The organism is Yersinia sp. 2540 StPb PI (genome assembly GCF_052217165.1).
Taxonomy (GTDB): Bacteria; Pseudomonadota; Gammaproteobacteria; order Enterobacterales; family Enterobacteriaceae; genus Yersinia; species Yersinia enterocolitica_E.
Map to the genome: position 1 here is coordinate 3,075,107 of NZ_JAZGQC010000001.1, position 21,719 is coordinate 3,096,825.

Consider the following 21,719-nt stretch of genomic DNA (forward strand, 5'->3'; position numbering starts at 1 on the left):
ACCGATTCACTACGGCATCGTAGGTATAGACCCAATAGATTTCGCGTTGTAGCAAGGCGGCAACTGAACGAAGCCCCAGGAGCTTAGTCCACTAAGTGACTGGGGTAAGTGATGGCAGCCAACACAGCTACAGCGTGAAAGATGCAGGGAGAGTGACAAAGTCGTTTGGGGGATATATGGGCTACTTTATTGACAGACGACTTAACGGCAAGAATAAGAGCATGGTCAATCGCCAGCGCTTTTTGCGCCGCTATAAGTCGCAAATTAAACAGTCGATTGCCGATGCCATCAATAAAAGATCAGTTACTGATATTGATAGCGGCGAGTCAGTTTCGATACCTATTGATGATATCAATGAGCCGATGTTCCATCAGGGCCGTGGTGGGTTACGTCACCGGGTACATCCTGGCAATGACCATTTTGTCACCAATGATCGGGTGGAGCGCCCTCAAGGTGGCGGTGGAGGCGGCGGCAGTGGTCAGGGTAATGCCGGTCAGGACGGTGAAGGCGAGGATGAGTTTGTCTTTCAGATTTCCAAAGATGAATACCTCGACTTACTGTTTGAAGACCTGGCGCTGCCTAATCTGAAGAAAAATCAGTATAAGCAGTTGACCGAATTCAAAACCCATCGTGCGGGTTATACCTCGAATGGCGTGCCCGCCAATATCAGCGTGGTGCGCTCACTGCAAAACTCACTGGCGCGTCGTACCGCCATGACAGCCAGTAAGCGCCGTGAGTTACGCGAATTGGAAGAAACGCTGAACGTACTGGAAAACACGGAACCAGCACAATTGCTGGAAGAAGAACGTGTACGTAAAGCCATTGCTGAATTAAAGCAAAAAATCGCGCGGGTTCCGTTTATCGATACCTTCGATTTACGTTATAAGAACTATGAACGGCGTCCTGAGCCATCCAGCCAGGCGGTGATGTTCTGCCTGATGGATGTGTCAGGTTCGATGGATCAGGCCACCAAGGACATGGCAAAGCGCTTCTACATCCTGCTTTATCTGTTCCTGAGCCGTACCTATAAAAACGTTGATGTCGTGTATATCCGCCACCATACTCAAGCGAAAGAAGTCGATGAGCAAGAATTCTTCTATTCGCAGGAAACCGGCGGAACAATTGTCTCCAGTGCCCTGAAATTGATGGAAGAAGTGGTTCAGGAACGTTACGACCCAACGCAGTGGAATATCTATGCAGCCCAAGCCTCAGACGGCGATAACTGGGCCGATGATTCACCACTGTGTCATGAGTTACTGGCCCAAAAGCTCCTGCCAATGGTGCGTTACTATAGCTACATCGAGATAACCCGGCGCGCACACCAGACTCTGTGGCGGGAATATGAAGACTTACAGGCAAAATTTGACAACTTTGCCATGCAACATATCCGAGAACCTGAAGATATCTACCCGGTATTCCGTGAGTTGTTCCACAAACAAACCGTTGATAATTAATACTAAAATTAGCCGGTCAACTTTTTCCATGACAGGAATGGTTTCCCGGCTTTTTCATGGGCTAAAATTGCCACTACGACCTTATTTTCAGAGTTGAATCGATGAAATGGCATGATGGATTACGACAGCCCGGTGTATTAGCCGCATTAAGTGCTGCGGTGCTGTTTGGTGCCGGAACCCCGCTGGCAAAACAGTTACTCAATACAGTCAGTCCATGGCTACTGGCGGGCCTGCTCTATTTTGGCTCAGGTGCCGGCCTGGCGCTCTACCGTCTGCTCACCCGAGCAACAGCCGTGAGCCTGCCTCGCAACGAACGGCGGTGGTTTATTGGTGCCATTACGGCTGGGGGGATTGTTGCCCCGGTTCTGCTGATGATAGGGTTAACGGGTATGCCTGCATCTGGCGCATCATTATTGCTTAATGCCGAAGGGGTATTTACCGCCCTACTGGCCTGGTTCGCGTTCAAAGAGAATTTTGACCGTCGCATCGCCCTTGGCATGATAGTGATTGTGGCCGGTGCAGCTATTTTAAGTTGGCCGGGTGAAGCGCGTTTTGCCGGATGGTGGCCAACACTGGCAATTCTGGGTGCTTGCTTTGCCTGGGGGATTGATAACAATCTGACCCGTAAGGTTTCATTGACGGATGCCACCTGGATTGCGTCAGTCAAAGGACTGGTTGCCGGTATCGTCAATCTCGGGCTGGCTTTTGTCCTCGGCGCAACATTGCCACCACTGACAAATCTGGCAGCGGCCCTTTTGGTGGGATTTTTTGCCTATGGCGTGAGTTTGGCACTCTTTGTTATCGGCCTGCGCCATCTTGGTACTGCTCGCACTGGTGCTTATTTCTCTATTGCCCCATTTTTAGGGGCTGTATTGGCCGTTATTATGGGTGACACTGTCACTATACCACTCATCGTCGCGGGTCTCCTGATGGCTGTAGGGATCGCATTGCATCTCACTGAACAGCATGCCCATCAGCATATCCATGATGAATTGCTGCATGAACATGAACATCACCATGACGCACATCATCAACATACACATGATTTTCCTGTGACAGTCGGTGTGGCGCATAAGCATCGCCATCAACATCAGCCACTGGCACACTCCCACCCGCATTACCCGGATTCACATCACCGCCACAAGCATTGAGTCGGTACAACTTGCCGCGTTACCCGCGGCTCAGCTATGCAAAGGCCTGGCTATTGGTCTTCAAGTTGGCTAAACCGCAACGCCAAATGATCAAGCACACTGCGAACAGACGGCAGTAATCCCCGCCGTGATGGATATACCGCATGAATAATCTCATGGCGTAATACCCAATCCGGTAATAAGCGAATCAGCGTTCCGGCCATCAGTTGATCTGCCACCATCATAACCGGGAGCTGTACTGCCCCGACACCACTCAGTGCTGCGCTACGAAGCGTTGTCATGTCGGCCGTCACCAATCTGGGCTGGTGATAAATCGCAGCATGCGCGCCCTCTGGCCCGGCTAAATGCCAGATAAATTCTTGGGGCGCGCGGCCCAAGCCCAGACTTGGCCAGCCAGTCAGATCTGCCGGAACATTGACGATACCTTGTCGTGCCACCAAATCCGGGCTGGCCACCAGACACTGACAACGGTTACCCAACACCTTCAACACCAAATCACTGTCTTGCAACGGCGGTGGCCGAACCCGAATGGCAATATCAATGGCTTCAGCAATCGGGTCCACTTGTCGATTGGTCGATTCAAGATAAATCGTCACCAAAGGACAACTGACCATGAAATCCGCCAGCATGGTGCTAACCGTGGCCTGTAATAGCGCCACTGGGCAGGTGATGCGCACCACACCACGGGGTTCTGCCCGTGTTAAGTCAATTGATTCCTGAGCGGCGTTGGCCTCTTCCAGCATCGCTTTACAGTGCTCGTAGTAGGTACGCCCCACGTCGGTAACCGCAAAACGGCGGGTTGAACGCTGAATTAAACGCACGCCCAATCGCTCTTCCAACAATGCCAGCCGTCGGCTCAGTTTTGATTTTGGCAAACCCAATACCCGCGCGGCAGCACTGAATCCACCGTGTTCCACCACTTCTGCGTAATAGTAGAGATCATTAAGATCTTGCATAACCTGCCTCTGTATTACTTGCCAGAGATAACTTCATCATTGTTCTGATAATAGAACAGTGATAACTAATTTTGCTATCTACTGCTTAAATTATCCTAATTATATACTTTATCCAACATGAAGCCCGGCCAGAGGTTGTGCCGGGCTGCAAGACCTCATTGATGATGTTTGTAAGGAGTTTACGATGAAAAAAGTTCAAGGTATTTATCGCGCACCGCGCCAGCATTGGGTGGGAGATGGTTTCCCGGTTCGCTCACTGTTTTCATATCAAAGCCATGGTAAACAGCTCAGCCCGTTCCTGCTGCTGGACTATGCCGGGCCGATGGATTTTACCCCGACCAAACATCGCCGGGGTGTCGGGCAACACCCGCATCGTGGTTTTGAAACTGTCACCATCGTTTATCACGGCGAAGTTGAACATCGTGACTCCACCGGCAAAGGCGGCGTTATTGGCCCTGGTGACGTGCAGTGGATGACGGCAGGTGGCGGGATTCTGCATGAAGAGTTTCATTCAGATATGTTCGCACAACGTGGCGGTGCCTTTGAAATGGTGCAATTGTGGGTCAATCTGCCCGCAAAAAATAAAATGGCAGATCCTGGTTATCAGGCCATTCGCAGTGAAACTATTCCTCAGGTAGTGCTAGCTGAAGATGCTGGCAGCCTGCGGGTAATAGCGGGTGAGTATGCGGGTAAAAATGGCCCTGCTCAGACATTCTCACCACTAAACGTCTGGGATATACGGCTGAATCAGGGTAAAAGTACGGAGTTTTCACTGCCCATTGGCTGGAACACGGCATTAATTGTGTTGCGTGGTACCGTATTGGTCAATGGCGATGCCGTTGCCCGCGATGCCGAAATGGTATTACTGGATGCGGCTGGCAGCAATGTAACTATTGAGGCCAATAATGATGCGGTGCTGTTGCTACTGAGTGGTGAGCCGATTGATGAACCTATTATCGGTCACGGGCCATTTGTGATGAACACTCAGCAGCAGATAATCGAGGCCATCGCTGATTTTAACGGCGGTCGTTTTGGCTCAATGGATACCCACTCATAACCCTTTATCTATCCGCCATTGCCTGACGAGGTTTTTGTCAGGTAATGGCCGGTTACCTTCCAGCAAAGCATCCCACCGTTTTAAAATAGACCTTAGTCGGAAATAGATTGATTGCTGTCACGTGCCAGCAATTAATCCCACATTTAGCTATCTGGATATCGACTAAACTTAATATTACTTATTCCTCCATTTAGCACTGGCTGATTAACACAATGATGTTCATGGTGTGGACACAGAGCGATGTATTGAAATACCACCAGCGTAAATAAGACGGCCGTATTTTTTTAATCTTGATGCTATTAATACGTATTGGAATATTTGTCATTTATCCTATTTTATTTATTTAAGAATAGTGCTATTTCAATGGTTAGAGCGGTAATTCATTTACGTAACACGACTGCCAAGCGCTTCTTTTACATAGGAATTTATCATGAAGCCCAAAAAAACAGCAGCATCGCAGGATGCCACGCAGTCTGAATACGACGAAAGTAGTGCGTTATTAAGTGCATTGGACCGCTCATTAGCCATCATTGAGTTTGATCTCAACAGTCGCATAATTGCGGTTAATCAAAACTACCTTGATTATTTTGGCTATCAACGTGATGAAGTCATTGGTCAACATCATCTTATGTTTTGCCATCCACAATATGCCAGTAGCGACGAGTATCAGACACTGAAGAAATCTTTACTGGCGGGGAAATCCGTTGAGGGCCGTTTTGAGCGATTGCACAAAGACGGATCCACGGTCTGGCTGGCCGCCATCTATCAACCGGTACCAGGCCCAGAAGGTAGCGTTACCCGGATGGTGAAAATCGCTAAGGATATTACTTTTTTAATTGAGCAACAAAAAGCCACTCAAGAGTGGGTAGAACTTTTAACCCAATTAACTGATCGCAGCGACAGCGCAATGTTTATTGCCGCTAATAGTGATCACGGGCAACAAGCAGTTTATATTAATCAAGGATTTACTAAGTTATTCGGTTATACACCCGAACAGGCTCTGGGCCAGAGCATGGTCGATTTACTCCAGAGTGCACATCCTGAACAACTGGGGTTAATTGATTCCACTTCGCCAAATTCACATCAGCAATTACTGCCCAAAGAGTTGTTCTACAGTAAAGACAAACAACCGCATTGGTGTTCCGCCATTATCAACTCGCTGGTTGATGAGCAGGGTAAACCGAGTTATAGCATTGGCGTGTTGACTGATATCACGCTGACCAAAATGTATGAAGTGTTGCAATATAAGGTACTGGAAGCACTGGTTAAAGAGCGGCCACTGGAAGAAGTGATGTCTTTGCTGTGCCACGAGGTTGAGCGGATTGCCCCCGAGGTGACCGCCAGTATTTTGCAAGCCAGCGGGCCCCACTACCTCAGCCATCTCGCGGCGCCCAACCTCCCCCTGATTTATACTGCGGCGCTGGCCTGTGTGCCTATTGGCCCGGGATCTGGCTCATGTGGCACCGCCGCATTTCGTAAAGAACCGGTTGAAGTCCATGATGTTGCCACTGACCCATTATGGGAGAACTATCGGCACCTAATTCTACCCCATGGTTTGTTAGCTTGTTGGTCGACGCCTATTCTGTCGAGCCAGGGGGATGTTCTGGGCACATTTGCCTTTTACTACAAAGAAGCGCGAGGCCCCAGCGAGTTCCACCATCAGTTGGTCAAATTAATCGCAAATTTGTGCTCGTTGGCGATGGAACGGGAGCAATCACGTCAGCAAATTCAGCATTTGGCTTTTTATGATTCCCTGACTGGCTTGCCTAACCGCACTCAGTTTCTGGTTTATGCCAAACAAGCTATCGCCCTTGCCGCTGAAATGGATTACACGCTGGCAGTATTAATCATTAATCTGGATCGTTTTAAACAAGTTAATGATTCACTCGGCCTGGCCGCCGGTGATGAATTACTTGCCTTGATTGCCCAACGGTTGCGCAACGACATGCCCAAAAGTGACATTATCGGCCGCTTATCGGGCGACGAGTTTATTATCATTTTAGCCCCCTGCACCATGCAGCAGGCTACCGTGAAGGTTGAGAAAATGCTCAGTCTGCTGTCTCAGCCCTGTCAGATAGCCAACGTCAATATTATTCCTTCGGCCAGTGTCGGGATCAGTTTGTATCCTGAAAATGGTTTAGAAATGGATGCGCTGATGAATCACGCCGACATTGCCATGCATAAAGCCAAGAATATGGGACATGGTCATTTCAATTTCTTCAGTGCAGAGATGAATAATCTCAATCAACAGCGCCAGGATATGGAAGATGCTCTGCGTCATGCATTTCATATCGGGTCTCTTGAGTTATTTTATCAACCACAAGTGATGTTAAAAGATGGGCACCTATATGGTGTGGAAGCCCTTAGTCGCTGGGTTCACCCCATACTGGGGAACATTCCCCCACAGCGTTTTATTCCTATTGCTGAAGAGTGCGGGCTGATCAACGAACTGGCTCTGTGGGCGATTGAGACGGCTTGTCAACAGTTGGCGGACTGGCGTTTACGGGGTATTGATGTGCCCTCGGTTTCAGTGAACTTATCGCCAACCAATTTCCATAATCCAGGCTTGCCGGACATGATTTTGCATATCTTGCAGCATTACCACTTGCCGCCGCAGGATCTCACGCTGGAAATCACCGAAGACATATTAATTGCAAATAATCCGGCGATTTTTGCCACGATAGAAAAAATTCATCGACTGGGTGTGCGTTTATCAATGGATGACTTTGGTACCGGCTATTCCAGTCTGAGTTATCTGCGCCATTTGGATCTTGATGAAATCAAACTGGATAAAAGTTTTGTCCATGATCTTGAGCATGACGAAACCAGCCGAACATTAAGTGAGGCGGTGATCCGTATTGGTGAAAGTTTGCAACTATCAGTGATTGTCGAAGGGGTAGAAAACGAGGCACAACGTACATTATTGAGCCGCCAAGGTTATCAAATAGGCCAAGGTTTTCTTTTTTCCGAGGCATTACCTGCCGTGAAACTAGAACAGTGGTTAGAGCATCGCACTACCAGTAGCTAATCAATAACAAGAGATTAATTATTAGTTGTAGTACCCTATTAGTCGATTTAGAACACCAATAGGTGACATTGTCACTATCGTTTGGTTGGCGATGGCTAACCTTTTCATTCGTCGATAAATTCTTTATTCTTGTCGCCTTTGCAATCTGGATGTTGTTTTTTTGTTATGCAAAAATTTCTTTTTCTGCTGTTAAGCCTGATTCTGCTCGGCCCATTGGGCATCGACCTCTACTTACCCACGATTCCCGCGATAGCCAAGGGGCTAAACAGTAGCGAGTCGCTGATTCAATCCACTATTGCCTTGTTTATTCTGGTGCTGGGTATTGGTCAGCTGATTGCTGGGCCATTAGTCGATAAGTATGGGCGTAAACCCATAGCCATCATCGGTATTATTCTCTACATGCTGGGGGCCGCGATGGCTGCACTGGCAGTCAGCCCGCTGATGTTTGTCAGTTCTCGCCTGTTACAAGGTGTCGCTGTTTGCTGTACTGCGGTAGTGGCATTCAGTGGGGTGCGTGACCGCCTCAACGGTAATGAGGCCGCGCGCGCTTTTGGTTTCCTTAATGGGACGTTAAATATCGTACCCGCATTGGCTCCCTTGCTCGGTGGTTTGTTGGCGGAAGCCTTTGGCTGGCGCGCCCCATTCTGGTTCCTGGCGTTATATGGCTTGCTGGTATTAATTCTGATAATTATCTTCCTGCCAGAAACACGGCCAGCGGGTACCCAAGCCGTTAAGGGCTTGCCGATAAAGAACTATCTGCGCATCTTACGTGATGACCGTTTTCTGATTTTCGCACTGGTGAACGCGGGCGCTATGGGCATGGCCTTAACCTATGTCTCGCTGGCACCCAACGTATTGATGGTGGGCGCAGGACTCAGCCCATTACAGTTCTCACTGGTGTTCGGCGCCAATGGTTTTTGGATCATGGCGGTCAGTTTCATTGCTAACCGTATTATCCAAAAAATCGGCCGCCCTACCTGCCTGATGACTGGCAGCCTGTTGATGGCGCTGGGGTGTCTGGGGTTATTATTTGGTCTGACGCAACTGTCGGCAGAAATACAGCAACACTGGCTGGTGTATATGTTACCCGTTGCCAGTGCCTGTGCCGGTTTAGCCTTTATGATGGGGCCAGCCACCAGTTATGCATTAGAGCCGTATGCCAATGAAGCCGGTGTCGCCTCCGCGCTGGTGGGTTTTGTGCAAATGGCCGGGGGAGCTGGATTAGGCTTGCTGGCAATGTCCTTACCAATCGAGCCTAAATTATCACTCGCCATCGTAATGCTGGCAGGGTGTCTACTGGCTTGGCAGGCACGCCGTGCCAGTAAGCATGTCCGTGGTAACTTGCAGAAAATAAACTAGAAACAACCTAAGTGCGCTCGGTGATGACGCTAACGCGACTCGCCAGTGCACACATCAACTCATACCCCACGGTGCCTGCCGCCGCCGCCACATCATCGATTGGCAGATTATTCCCCCAGATCTCAACTTTACTCCCCATTTGCGCCTGCGGACAGGGTGTCAAATCTACGGTTAGCATATCCATTGAAATCGACCCCACCGTATGAGTCAGTATGCCATCCACCCTGATGGGCGTGCCGCTGGGAGCGAGCCGTGGGTAACCATCGGCATAACCGCAAGCGACGACACCGATGCGCTGTGTGCCTGTGGCACTGTAGCGGCTGCCATAGCCAACACTGTGCCCTGCTGAGAGCGTCTGTATGGCGATAATTTCGCTGTGCAGCTCCATTACCGGGCGCAATCCAATGCCAGCGATATCGTTTACATCGCCACTGGGTGACGCGCCATAGAGGATAATACCAGGCCGCACCCAATCAAAGTGGGTTTCAGGATTGCGCAATATTGCCGCCGAGTTGGCAAAGCTGCGCGCAGCCACCAGATGCCCACTGGCCTGCTGAATCAGCGTGAATTGCTCGCTGGCACCAATAGGGTTATCTGCATTGGCAAAGTGGCTCATTAGCGTCACCTTGCCGATGTTATTTATACTGTTAGCCCATTGCCAGATAGCCTCTGCCTGCCCGATGGGAAAACCTAAGCGATTCATGCCGCTATTAAGTTTTAAATAAATATCGAGTGGTGTGCTCAGCCGCGCCGCTTTGATGGCGTCAAGCTGCCAGTCACTGTGTACTACGGTGGTTAACCGGTAATGGTCGAGAAGGACTATATCTTGCGCACGAAAGAACCCCTCAAGCAGCAAAATAGGCCCTTGCCAGCCCTGTTCACGCAACATTATCGCTTCATTTAAATCCAATAACGCAAAGCCATCGGTTGCGTCCAGCCCTTGCCAAATGCGGGCCAGACCATGGCCGTAGGCATTGGCTTTCACCACTGACCAAATTTTAGCGGCACCGGCCAGACGACGAACAATACTGAGGTTATGGCGCAAAGCAGATAAATGAAGCGTAGCGGATATCGGGCGAGGCATGCTTTTTCCTTCTTGGGCGGTATTCAATTATTTACAGCCCGGCAGTGGGCTGTAATGATCAATCGGCGCCTTTTAGCGCACAGGGTGAATGTCGTGTAAGGGCGTGATATTCAGTGGCCGAAAGCCCGCGCTATAACGCGCGACCGATAAATCATCCGCCAGAATCGCTGGGCGACGCCCATACATAATATCAGCCAATAATTGACCCGACCCACAGGCCATGGTCCAGCCCAAGGTGCCATGGCCGGTATTCAAATAGAGATTTTTCAGTGAGGTTCGCCCGACAATCGGCGTACCATCAGGTGTCATCGGGCGCAGCCCGGTCCAGAACGTGGCCTGACTGATATTGCCCCCATGAGGGTACAAATCACCCACCACCATTTCCAGCGTCTCACGACGTGCTGGTGCCAATTGAGTATTAAATCCAACGATTTCCGCCATCCCCCCAACCCGAATCCTGTCATCAAAGCGCGTAATGGCAATCTTGTAGGTCTCATCCAGCACGGTGGAGAAAGGTGCCGAGGCCGGATCTGTAATAGGAATAGTGAGTGAATAACCTTTTAGTGGATAAACAGGAATCGAGACCAGCCCGGCTAACAGCGCCGTAGAGTAAGCGCCGAAGGCTACTACATAGGCATCTGCGTTAATAATATCGTCGCCACACAGCACACCGGCGATTTGGTCACCGTCCACCAGCAATTTATCCACCGAGCGATTGAACACAAACTTAACCCCAGCCTGCTCGGCCATTTGGGCTAAGCGTTCAGTAAACAGTTTACAGTCGCCGGTTTCATCATTAGGTAAACGTAAACCACCGGTCAGTTTATGTGCAACTTTCGCCAATGCCGGTTCCACTGTTGCCAGTTGATCAGCCGTTAGCAGTGAATATGGCACCCCCGCATCATCTAACACCGCAATATCCTTGGCGGCGTTATCAAATTGCTGTTCGGTACGGAACAGTTGCAGTGTTCCCCCCTGACGGCCTTCATACTGAATACCAGTGTCTTCACGCAGCTCTTTTAAACAGTCGCGACTGTATTCTGCCAGACGCACCATACGGCTTTTGTTGAGTCTGTAGTGGGAAGTGTCGCAGTTTCTCAGCATCTGCCACATCCAGCGTAGCTGGAAGCTGCTGCCGTCAAGGTGGATTGCTAACGGCGCATGGCGTTGGAACATCCATTTAATGGCCTTCAGAGGTACCCCAGGCGCGGCCCAAGGTGCCGCATATCCCGGCGATATCTGACCTGCGTTACCGGCACTGGTTTCCTGCGCGGGCCCCTGCTGACGGTCAATCACCGTAACATCATGCCCGTCTTTGGCTAAGTACCAGGCACTGGCTACCCCCACCACACCGCTTCCTAAAATGACAATGCGCATACCATCCTCCCCCCAAACAACACCTAAAGCACAATATTCTGTTGACAGAAAATTAACTCAGCAGAAAAATCTAGCCAACACATTAATGTCAGGTCGTGACTTAATTCACAATTAATTTACAATGCAATTACTTTTCAGTTCAATAGCGTTAGGAAAATAGCGATAAGATGCTATTTTTGCCCAATTAAACGTCGGAAAGGAGAGAAAGCGCCATAATACCCACAATTAGCAGCATGAATAATTGGCATGTTGTGCAAGACTCTTTTACTAGTTTTATATTCCATAAATAAGCCAATAAATCAGAATAATAATCTATAAAATCCAATTAATCGTACAGACTGATACGACAGCAATGATTCTGGCGCGAACCGGCAGTCAACCTACCTGTTGTTTGAAAGATGGCGGATATTCATTGACATAAGGTCTTGCCATGCCTCAACTTGTTAATCTTGAGCTAGGATTATTGAAGTGACCAGTATTTTGCAGGGTTATAAAACCGTGAGGATGCGCTAATGACAACTTCAACACCGAAACAAACCGCGCAAGATAAGCGCCTGACTGACGGCCCAGACTGGACATTTGAATTGTTGCAGGTTTATCTGGACCAAATAGACCGGGTGGCAAAACATTACCGGCTAGATACTTACCCCCACCAGATAGAGGTTATTACCTCCGAACAGATGATGGATGCCTATTCAAGTATCGGTATGCCTATCAACTATACCCATTGGTCTTTTGGTAAGAAATTTATCGAAACCGAGCAAAAATATAAGCACGGTCAGCAAGGATTAGCCTACGAGATTGTGATTAACTCCAATCCCTGCATCGCTTATTTAATGGAAGAAAATACCATTACCATGCAAGCCTTAGTGATGGCTCACGCCTGCTATGGACATAACTCTTTCTTTAAGAATAATTACTTATTTCGAGCCTGGACCGATGCCAGTTCGATAGTGGATTATTTGTTGTTTGCTCGTCATTACATCAGTGAATGCGAGGAACGCTATGGGGTGGAAGAAGTAGAGCGGCTACTCGACTCCTGTCATGCCCTGATGAATTATGGGGTGGACCGCTATAAACGCCCGCAAAAGATCTCTTTAGTGGAGGAAACCGCCCGGCAGAAAAGCCGCGAGGAGTATCTGCAAAGTCAGGTCAACTCGTTGTGGAAAACCCTACCGCGCAAGGATCGAGGGGAAGTCCAAGCCCAGGCTCAACGCTACCCCAGTGAACCGCAGGAGAACCTGCTCTATTTCATGGAGAAAAATGCTCCGCTGCTGGAGTCATGGCAACGAGAAGTGCTGCGAATAGTCCGCAAAGTCAGCCAATATTTTTATCCACAAAAACAGACACAAGTGATGAATGAAGGTTGGGCCACCTTCTGGCATTACACCATTCTTAACCATCTGTACGATGAGGGTAAGGTCACTGACCGCTTTATGATGGAGTTCTTGCACAGCCACACCAACGTTGTGTATCAACCGCCGTATAACAGCCCTTATTACAACGGTATTAACCCGTATGCCCTTGGCTTTGCCATGTTCCAAGATATCAAGCGTATTTGCCAATCACCGACGGAGGAGGACTATTATTGGTTCCCGGATATCGCCGGTAAAGATTGGTTGGATACGTTGCATTTTGCCATGCGCGACTTTAAGGATGAAAGCTTCATCAGCCAGTTCTTATCACCGAAAGTAATGCGTGACTTCCGGCTATTCACCGTGCTGGATGATGATAAGCATAACTATCTGGAGATTTCAGCCATTCATAATGAAGAAGGTTATCGGGCTATACGTAATGAATTGTCTGCTCAATATAACTTGAGTAATCACGAACCAAACATTCAGGTATGGAACGTTGATCTGCGCGGAGACCGCTCCCTGACCCTGCGCTATATTCCTCATGATCGGGCACCACTGGATAAAAGCCGTCAGCAAGTGATGAAACATATTCACCGGCTATGGGGGTTTGATATTCATATGGAACAACTGAATGACGATGGCTCGATTGAGCTACTCGACAGCGTGCCGCCAAGAGCCAATAAGCTCTAGCACAGGGCAGACGAGGTGGATAACCGCGCGAGCTATTGCGCTACATCTTGCCATGAAAAAGGGGCATTTAATGCCCCTTTTGCGTTGCAATTTTACGCGATATTCGCCTAACGGCGTGCTTCGGCCAAATCACTTGGCATCGTGCCCTGCATGCTGTGCCAAATAGCACCACTCTCTTTACCGTATGCTCTCAGACACTCTGACACCTGATCATGGGCTTTTTCATCACACAGCGCTGACAGTTTGCTGTAGAAAGTCAGTGCCAGTTTACGGGCTTCAGGATTCGAGAAATAGTAACGCCCAACCCGGGTATAAAGCCCTTTCATCCCATTTAGGATCAACCCATAAATAGGGTTACCCGAAGCAAAAGCCAAACCACGGAAAATACCGTAATCCAGTGCGGTGAAAGCCTCGGCGTGATCATCAACCGTTTGAGCTTGTGCCAGGATTTCTTGTGCTTTTTCTGGATGATTACGGATTGCCGTGCGAACGAAGATGGTAGCGATATTTGTTCTGACTGCCAGTAAGTTGTCTATCAATTGTGGCACGCTGTCGTGGTCAAGCCGCGCCAGTGTTTCCAGAATATTAAGACCAGACGTTTCCCAAAAATTGTTTACTTTCGTCGGTTTACCATGCTGAATAGTGAGCCAGCCATCGCGGGCTAAGCGTTGTAACACTTCACGCAATGTAGTGCGAGTTACTCCAATCAGCTCTGAAAGTTCACGCTCCGCGGGCAAAATAGTGCCTGGAGGGAAGCGATTATTCCAAATACTTTCAATAATATACTCTTCCGCGAAACCGGCAGGACTTTGCGCCTTTATAACCATATTTTTGACGTTCCGTAGCGATACATATCAGCAATTTAGTGTGCTCATCATACCAGACGACGCTATCGTGACATAGCATCAGGATCGAACAAATGGTGAAAGTAGTCATAAAGTTGCAAAAATTGCGCAGATGGAATGATGTACAGATTATACCAATTGCTTTTAGAGCAATGACGTAACGTAAAATGTAACTTTAGGCAGTAATTGCACCATAATAATTTTAATAAGGAGACTGTAACTCACAATGGATATGACCATTAGACAAGCTGTACTCAAGAATTTTCTCGGGAATTCACCTGATTGGTACAAGCTGGCAATTATCGGGTTTCTCATTATTAACCCACTGGTATTCTTTTTTGTCAGCCCATTTATTGCAGGCTGGATGTTGGTGGTCGAATTTATCTTTACACTGGCTATGGCGCTAAAATGTTACCCACTGCAACCAGGGGGTTTATTGGCCATTCAAGCCGTCGCCATCGGTATGACCCGCCCGCATCAGGTGGCAGAAGAAATTGCTAATAATCTGGAAGTGCTGCTGTTGTTGGTGTTTATGGTGGCAGGTATCTATTTCATGAAGCAGTTATTACTGTTTGTATTTACCAAACTGCTGCTGAACATTCGCTCAAAAATCGTTCTTTCATTAGCCTTCTGTGTCGCCTCTGCCTTCCTTTCGGCATTCCTTGATGCCTTAACTGTAATTGCCGTGGTTATCAGTGTTTCTGTTGGTTTTTATACTATCTATCATCATGTTGCATCAAACCATAGCGATAAAGATATCACCGACGACAGTTGGATCGATAATCAGGAAAACCGTAAAACCTTGGAGCAATTCCGCGCTTTCCTGCGTAGCCTAATGATGCATGCGGGTGTGGGTACTGCGCTGGGTGGCGTAATGACCATGGTTGGCGAGCCGCAGAACCTGATTATCGCTAAGAGTGCCGGTTGGAACTTTACCGACTTCTTTATTCGCATGCTGCCTGTGACGTTACCCGTCTTGTGTTGCGGATTATTGGTTTGTCTGCTGGTAGAACGTTTTAAACTGTTTGGTTATGGTGCACAGCTTCCCGAGCGCGTTCGTCAGGTTTTGACTGACTATGATCAACAAGCCAGTGCGAAACGGAGCAAGCAAGAGAAAGTGAAGCTTCTAATTCAGGCCCTGATCGGTGTTTGGTTGGTGCTCGCATTGGCGCTGCATTTAGCCGAGGTAGGCTTAGTCGGATTATCGGTGATTATTCTCGCCACCTCCCTCTGCGGAATTACCAATGAACATGCACTGGGTAAGGCATTTCAGGAGGCATTGCCTTTTACTGCCCTACTCACGGTGTTTTTTGCCGTGGTTGCCGTCATTATTGAGCAGAGCCTCTTCTCACCGATTATTCAGTTTGTTTTACAATCTTCACCATCAGCACAGTTATCACTGTTTTATCTGTTTAATGGCTTACTCTCTTCGGTATCCGACAATGTCTTTGTCGGCACCGTATACATTAATGAGGCGCGGAAAGCATTTGAATTGGGCATTATCTCGCTGCAACAGTTCGAGTTGTTGGCCGTCGCCATCAATACCGGGACCAACCTGCCCTCGGTGGCAACACCGAATGGTCAGGCCGCGTTTCTGTTCTTGCTGACCTCAGCGCTGGCCCCACTGATTCGCCTGTCCTATGGCCGAATGGTATACATGGCCCTGCCTTATACCATAGTGATGACAAGTGTCGGCCTGCTCGGCGTGGAGTATTTATTAGTTCCGGTGACGGAGTGGATGATGCAAAGTGGCTGGATAAGTTTGCCTCATCTGGCAGCCGGGGCTAGCATCACACATTGATCGCTTGCATTATAGTATCTGCCAGCCCTACACTTTTGGTCGCCGCTGGGGCTGTTATTAGCTTCGAGGGATTATGGGCTGGCAAAACAAACCAAATATCTCACCCAAAGTAAAATTCAGGCTTGTGATAACTTGTCACGCGCGAGAAAGAGCTGATTTTTGCCTAATTTTACCTTTGGGTGGCTGGCAGCAAAGATGAATTGGTTTACACTGCCGGTACAATTGCTTACTGCATGGAAAATAAAGATATGTTGCAATTCCTTAACCGCTGCTCTAAAGGGCGTGGTGCTTGGCTGTTAATGGCCCTGACTGCACTTGTACTAGAATTGATTGCACTCTATTTTCAACACGTGATGTTGTTACAGCCTTGTGTAATGTGTATTTACGAACGTGCTGCGTTATTCGGTATTCTCGGTGCGTCGTTGCTGGGTGCCATTGCACCTAAATCGCCCTTGCGCTACCTGGCAATCTTTATCTGGATCTACAGCGCATGGCGCGGTGTTCAGCTCGCCTGGGAACATACCATGCTGCAACTCCATCCTTCACCGTTCACCACCTGTGATTTCTTTGTCAGTTTCCCATCATGGTTGCCGCTAGATAAATGGTTCCCAGCTGTCTTCGTTGCCAGCGGTGATTGTGCAGTAAAACAGTGGGAATTCCTGTCGTTGGAAATGCCGCAGTGGTTGGTGGGTATCTTTGCTGCATACTTATTGATTGGCGTATTGGTGCTGATCAGCCAATTCGTTAAACCGAAAAGACGTGACCTGTTTAGTCGATAATTTTCATGCCTGTCGGTATAAATGGATCCCATTTTGCCAGGCCTTGATTGTTCCGGCATTGACGAGTAGTTACAGCGTTGTTTCGCATCCCCAGATAGAAGGTTATTTCAGCGTTGAGAACAGCCTCAACGCTGATTTTCTTCAGTAAGCTAACGAACAGGTTGGGGCCCTCAGGAGTTTTGAGATTTTGACCTGTTCGTTAGCCAGGGTCTATAACTGTTTTGCGTCCATAGATTGACCTTCATTTGATGCTGAATTGAACATGTCAAAATCAGTCAATGACACAAATTTAGGTATAGGGTTTTATTTATGGTCCCAGATTTAATTAGTTTTTATCGCACCTGGCAGATATACATACTCTTTAAATGTATTCCATTCTACCGGCTTATTTTCGTTAACCAACTCGGCGCCGATCACTGTCTTTTTGCCTTTATGGTTAATCGTTACACCATCTTTCCCGAAAATACCTGATGCTTCAGTGACGCCTTGTTTATCGGTACTGGTGCTGCTACCAGAGCCACCAAGCTCAACCATTTCATCTCCAACGAGATCAGTCGACCCCATATAGGATAGGTTGAACTTAAGACTATTTTTATCGATCTGTTCAAACTCTTTGACACTTTGAATGTTCAGATCGCCACCGGCATCAAGCTGCACCATATCGCTTGTTATTCTTGCTCCTTTCAGTTGCATATCTTTTTTGCTTTCCAATACAACACTTTTGCCAGTTATTTGGCTATTTTGGTGTTTAATAATCCATTGCTTATCTTTATCATTGTTAATATTAAAGCTACCTCCTGTTAGTTTATGTTCTGCGCTACTACCTGTATTTGAGGCCGATGTTTTTGAGCCACTGGCACTGGCTGAAATAAAGAAGTCTATATTGTCTTTCGGGGCTTGGCTTTGTGCAGATTCTAACAATACACCACCATTAACTGCATTCATATTAAGCTTCCAGGTATTAAGCTGTAACCCCTGAGCATAAATGGCCTCGTTATCGTCACTCTTCGCTCTCATAGCAACCTCTCCGTTGCTGTAAATAGCAGCTCCCTGACTAAATAAAGTCGACTCATTAACCCTCTTTTTCAGAGCTGTGAAGCCGAAAGCGCCGCCTGTTGTAGTACTATCAGCAGAGCTGGAGCGACTTATGCCAAGCACCGCACTACCACCGGCTTTATCTTCGCGAGTTGCACTGTCAGAAACTGATGCTAACAGACGGATCTGTCCCCCTGCGTTCAATTCAACATCGTCTACAGGCGCATCCTGTTTGCCTAGTTGAGTACCGACCAGGATCAAATCGCCATTGTCCGCGGATAAATTCACATTCCCCCGAGTGTTAATGCTGCCTTTGATAGCATTGTTATAAAAACTCGTTCCTTGCTGTTGGTGACCAGCACCTTCAGCATCCACCCCCGTAGAATCCGCCTTCAAACCGATTTTTAAGCCACCTTTGCCATAGACTTCTGAGATGTTTTTATCACCACTACTTGTGGCGTGATCGAAGTAAAGTTTATTACCAGCAGTAGCCACCACGTCTCCTGTGCCCCCGTCTATCTGTGTTGCTTGCAAGTAGCCATTATTAGCGGTCTGAATATTAACCCCTGACATAGACTGCAACACACTTGGTAGTGATTCCTGAGTGTAAAAATCGCTGATGCTAACCCCGCCTTCACCCTTTACAGAGATTTTTATATCTTTACCGGTGCTGGTTGCCACTCTCACGCCCCCCTGTGCGCTCTCTTTTTTCTCATCACCTTTGTCACTATTTACGGCTGATTTATTAAAGTAATCTGTAGCCGTAATATTTATTGATTCGCCACTCTTATATTGAGTACCTTCGTCAATGACGGTGTCGCCTGTGACTTTAATCTTCCCCTTTGCATAAATTGAAGTCACAAATGCTACAACACTTTCTGCGGATTTCTTGATTTTATGACCTTTTCCATTGATATCTACGCCTAAATTGGGTGCTTTCAAGTTGGGTAGAACTAGGCCATTTTCATCGACATTATTCTCGATTGCTTTTTTAAACGGTCGGATTATCCCGCTGTAGTCAATATTAAAACCAACACCACCAGAGGCATGTTTTTGTGTCGTACGTCCAATTGAACTATTGTTACTGGCAAGCTGATTTATATTGTTTCCTTTCGCAGAATATTCGCCCCCAGCCACATGTTGACTGCCTTGTTGAGTAATATCTCCCAAAGCATATAAGGATATATTACCCGCACTATTCAAACGAGAAACTATGCCAGTATCCGTAGCAAGATGGCTTTTTTCGTCATCATGGTTAAAACTCACTCCATTTCCGGCTTTATTTACACCACCGGTGTAATAAGCACCACCACTGGAAACCGTTTTTGTTTTATCAGAAATAGCGCTGTTTCTGGCCGCAAACACACCGATATCGTGGAGACTTCTCAGAGATATATCACCTTTGGTAGAGTTTAAGGTTGTACCATATAATTCTAAATTACCATCTCCTGACTCAATAGTGATCCACTCGGCGTTTATTGTGGCCACATTACGTTCTTTTTTTAAACTGACTTCAGTTTCTTTAGCATGCTTAATCATAAAACCAGCATTGTACTGTCCCTTACTTATCTCCTTTGTATAAAAATCAAAACTAAGGCGTGTTTTTTCCTCATCAATTTTCTGTTGTTGCATGGCCGCAGTAATGCTAACGCCAGCCCTGCTTTTAATATTAAAATTATCTTCAATATTAAATAGGCTACCATCAATAACAACACTACCTGCATTTATCTTAAATATACCTTTTGCATCAACTTTACTATCAATAAATCTTTCATAGTGATTATTTTTTTTACTCGAATCAATATCAATACCAAAGATTGCGGTACTTGCTTTCTTATCATATAAATTTATTTCATTCAAAGTACCGCTAAATACCACCCTATCTCCTGATATATCCATTTGACCTCTAGAGTTTATTTCGCTGGAGTTGATAGCAACATTGCCCTGGCCAGCAATATTAACCTCCCCTCCAGAAACCTTGCTTTTATGAATCATATCATAATCAGCTATAACTCTATTTTCCTCAGCTCCGCCAAACCCCAACCCTTGTTGATAGTGTTTATTAATTATTTTTTCATGTTTTGTTTTCTGCGCACTAATATCGATATTATTCTTTGCTTGTATAGATAACTCTTTGTAAGCCTCTACTTCGGTTCCCGAGAGAATAATATCCCGACCTGATTTAATATTAATATCACCATCAGATAGTAATTGGGTTGTTTCTAGATCTGTATGTTTAGTATATGAATAATCATGACCACTTTTCAAATCTGTATCATATCCATCGTAGTCTATCTTATTCACAGAAATAATAGCTTCTTCTTTACCACTCATTTTTATATCTTTTGCTGATTTAAGCGTTAATTTTTCAAGCGCCTTAACCTTTATCGCATTTATCGACAGGTCACCTGAATCGGCCTCAAGTGAAATATTTTTTCCTTGCAAGTATGTGTTATAAACGTTCACTGTTGTTTCTGTTGCACCCCCTGTTCTTTTTTTGTCGTCATAATCAGTTACATTTCTCTTTTTTTCATAGTTAGTTGAATTAATTGCTACCGCCCCACCTTTAATGAACAAATCGCCGTAAGCATCGCGACTACTGACATTGGTAAGATTAATATCGCCATCCGCCTCTATTTTTATTTTTGGACTTGCTAACGTAACCCCTTCATAACCTACTGACTTATTACCAGCTATCATATTAACAGTTGATGCCTTTATATTCAGCTCACCAGAACTCACTAATTCCTCGGCAGCTACATTTAATTCTCCTGTAGAGTTTATGTTCAAAGAAGTTCCAGCCACTATATTTTTTGATAGGGTTAATTTTCTTTGGTTTTTATTATCAAAAATTTTAATTCGATTGGCACTCATGCCACCTAGTAAAACCCCATCAATTGCATATCCGTTGCTGTGGTGTTTAGCGTCGCCAATGATATCACCATTAATATCAACTGCATTCGACCCAAGAATGATACTAATATCATTTTCAGCAACCAAATCACTATCAATTTTTATTTCTGGGGTAATAAGGTATAAAGACTTAGCTATTTTATCTTTATCATTAATATTTTTTATTACTATTTTTTTATGAGAAGTAGTCATTAGGCTCCCATATTTTCCGTCATCAACCATTATTACATTACCGGCCCCCAAGGTAACTTTATTGAAGTTAGGGTCAAAGCTACAACCATCACAGGTAACTCCATTGGGATTTGCCAGGATATAATCCGCGTCAGCGCCTACCAAATGTTGACGGCCAAGCAGAATGGAAGGATTATCACCAACAACTTCATTTAAAATCACTTCAGCTCCACGCCCTCCCGTAGTCAGGTTTGGATTAGCAGCAATGCTTTCCTTATCGTAATTTGTATTTTGTATTGAGTTATTAAATACCGCTCCTGGCTTATCTACGTTAAAGTCTTGATATTGGTTGTGAGATAACCCCGATTCAGACGGTGGGGCGATATTTATTAGCACAGCACCATTGTCCAAATGACTAATTTCAGGGCGATTAGCCTTCTCTCCTGCTGCTTCTATTCCTGCAGCATAACTTATTGATACCGGGGTGAGAATCATCGATATCAAGACAGCCAGTTTACCACCCGATGAGAGTGTGAATTGTTTTGTTTTCATTTAAATATCCTAATTTAGTGGTTTATATATACCCTAAATAATTTGAATTGCAGGAAGGCGGCAACTGAGCGGCTCCCCAGAAACTTACATCAATAAATGACTGAGCTAA

General features: G+C 46.6%; 13 protein-coding genes and 1 pseudogene. 8 read left to right on the forward strand and 6 right to left on the reverse strand.

Annotated elements, in window-relative coordinates; all coding sequences use genetic code 11:
• The first annotated feature begins 176 nt into the window (after positions 1-176).
• Both V1956_RS14040 and V1956_RS14045 read left to right on the forward strand, forming a co-directional pair.
• Positions 177-1,454, forward strand: coding sequence for a YeaH/YhbH family protein (locus V1956_RS14040; protein WP_372559896.1), 1,278 nt, complete (start codon positions 177-179; stop codon positions 1,452-1,454).
• Positions 1,455-1,555: 101 nt separating this feature from the next.
• On the forward strand, positions 1,556-2,605 hold the full coding sequence (locus V1956_RS14045; RefSeq protein WP_372558944.1) for a DMT family transporter: 1,050 nt from the start codon (positions 1,556-1,558) through the stop codon (positions 2,603-2,605).
• A gap of 50 nt (positions 2,606-2,655) precedes the next feature.
• On the opposite strand, the gene V1956_RS14050 is transcribed toward V1956_RS14045, so the two are convergent.
• Positions 2,656-3,561: a LysR family transcriptional regulator gene (locus tag V1956_RS14050; RefSeq protein ID WP_372558943.1), complete on the reverse strand. Its 906-nt coding sequence runs from the start codon at positions 3,559-3,561 to the stop codon at positions 2,656-2,658.
• Between the two features lie 184 nt (positions 3,562-3,745).
• On the opposite strand from V1956_RS14050, the gene V1956_RS14055 reads away from it, so the two are divergent.
• The 3 genes from V1956_RS14055 (at position 3,746) to V1956_RS14065 (ending at position 9,005) form a co-directional block, all read left to right on the forward strand.
• Positions 3,746-4,618 (forward strand): pirin family protein, encoded by an 873-nt coding sequence (locus V1956_RS14055; RefSeq protein WP_083158973.1) that lies wholly within the window; start codon positions 3,746-3,748, stop codon positions 4,616-4,618.
• Positions 4,619-5,048: 430 nt separating this feature from the next.
• A complete protein-coding gene (locus tag V1956_RS14060) occupies positions 5,049-7,646 on the forward strand; it encodes a bifunctional diguanylate cyclase/phosphodiesterase (protein ID WP_372558941.1) in 2,598 nt (865 codons plus the stop codon).
• Positions 7,647-7,811: 165 nt separating this feature from the next.
• Entirely contained in the window at positions 7,812-9,005 is a 1,194-nt protein-coding gene (locus tag V1956_RS14065; RefSeq protein ID WP_083158975.1) for a Bcr/CflA family efflux MFS transporter, read from the forward strand.
• 7 nt (positions 9,006-9,012) lie between these two features.
• Here the strand turns inward: V1956_RS14065 and dadX are convergent, their stop codons facing one another.
• Both dadX and V1956_RS14075 read right to left on the reverse strand, forming a co-directional pair.
• Positions 9,013-10,089: a catabolic alanine racemase DadX gene (gene dadX / locus V1956_RS14070; RefSeq protein ID WP_372558940.1), complete on the reverse strand. Its 1,077-nt coding sequence runs from the start codon at positions 10,087-10,089 to the stop codon at positions 9,013-9,015.
• A 72-nt stretch (positions 10,090-10,161) separates the two neighbouring features.
• Complete coding sequence (locus tag V1956_RS14075) at positions 10,162-11,466, reverse strand: D-amino acid dehydrogenase (protein WP_372558939.1); 1,305 nt, start codon at positions 11,464-11,466, stop codon at positions 10,162-10,164.
• A gap of 512 nt (positions 11,467-11,978) precedes the next feature.
• On the opposite strand from V1956_RS14075, the gene V1956_RS14080 reads away from it, so the two are divergent.
• Positions 11,979-13,514 (forward strand): SpoVR family protein, encoded by a 1,536-nt coding sequence (locus V1956_RS14080; RefSeq protein WP_083158978.1) that lies wholly within the window; start codon positions 11,979-11,981, stop codon positions 13,512-13,514.
• 107 nt (positions 13,515-13,621) lie between these two features.
• Here V1956_RS14080 and fadR read toward each other — a convergent pair whose 3' ends face one another.
• Positions 13,622-14,341, reverse strand: coding sequence for a fatty acid metabolism transcriptional regulator FadR (fadR, locus tag V1956_RS14085; protein WP_372558938.1), 720 nt, complete (start codon positions 14,339-14,341; stop codon positions 13,622-13,624).
• Between the two features lie 244 nt (positions 14,342-14,585).
• Here fadR and nhaB point away from each other — a divergent pair, with 244 nt between their 5' ends.
• Both nhaB and dsbB read left to right on the forward strand, forming a co-directional pair.
• Positions 14,586-16,160 carry a sodium/proton antiporter NhaB gene (nhaB, locus tag V1956_RS14090; RefSeq protein WP_442825240.1) on the forward strand — a complete coding sequence of 525 codons (1,575 nt, stop codon included), beginning with the start codon at positions 14,586-14,588 and terminating at the stop codon, positions 16,158-16,160.
• A gap of 248 nt (positions 16,161-16,408) precedes the next feature.
• Positions 16,409-16,939 carry a disulfide bond formation protein DsbB gene (gene dsbB / locus V1956_RS14095; protein WP_420074717.1) on the forward strand — a complete coding sequence of 177 codons (531 nt, stop codon included), beginning with the start codon at positions 16,409-16,411 and terminating at the stop codon, positions 16,937-16,939.
• 76 nt (positions 16,940-17,015) lie between these two features.
• Here the strand turns inward: dsbB and V1956_RS14100 are convergent.
• Both V1956_RS14100 and V1956_RS14105 read right to left on the reverse strand, forming a co-directional pair.
• Positions 17,016-17,146 (reverse strand): annotated as a pseudogene (locus V1956_RS14100) (IS256 family transposase); the annotation flags it as partial.
• 114 nt (positions 17,147-17,260) lie between these two features.
• Positions 17,261-21,610, reverse strand: a complete 4,350-nt coding sequence (locus tag V1956_RS14105; RefSeq protein ID WP_442825241.1) for a hemagglutinin repeat-containing protein — start codon at positions 21,608-21,610, stop codon at positions 17,261-17,263.
• Positions 21,611-21,719: the final 109 nt, after the last annotated feature.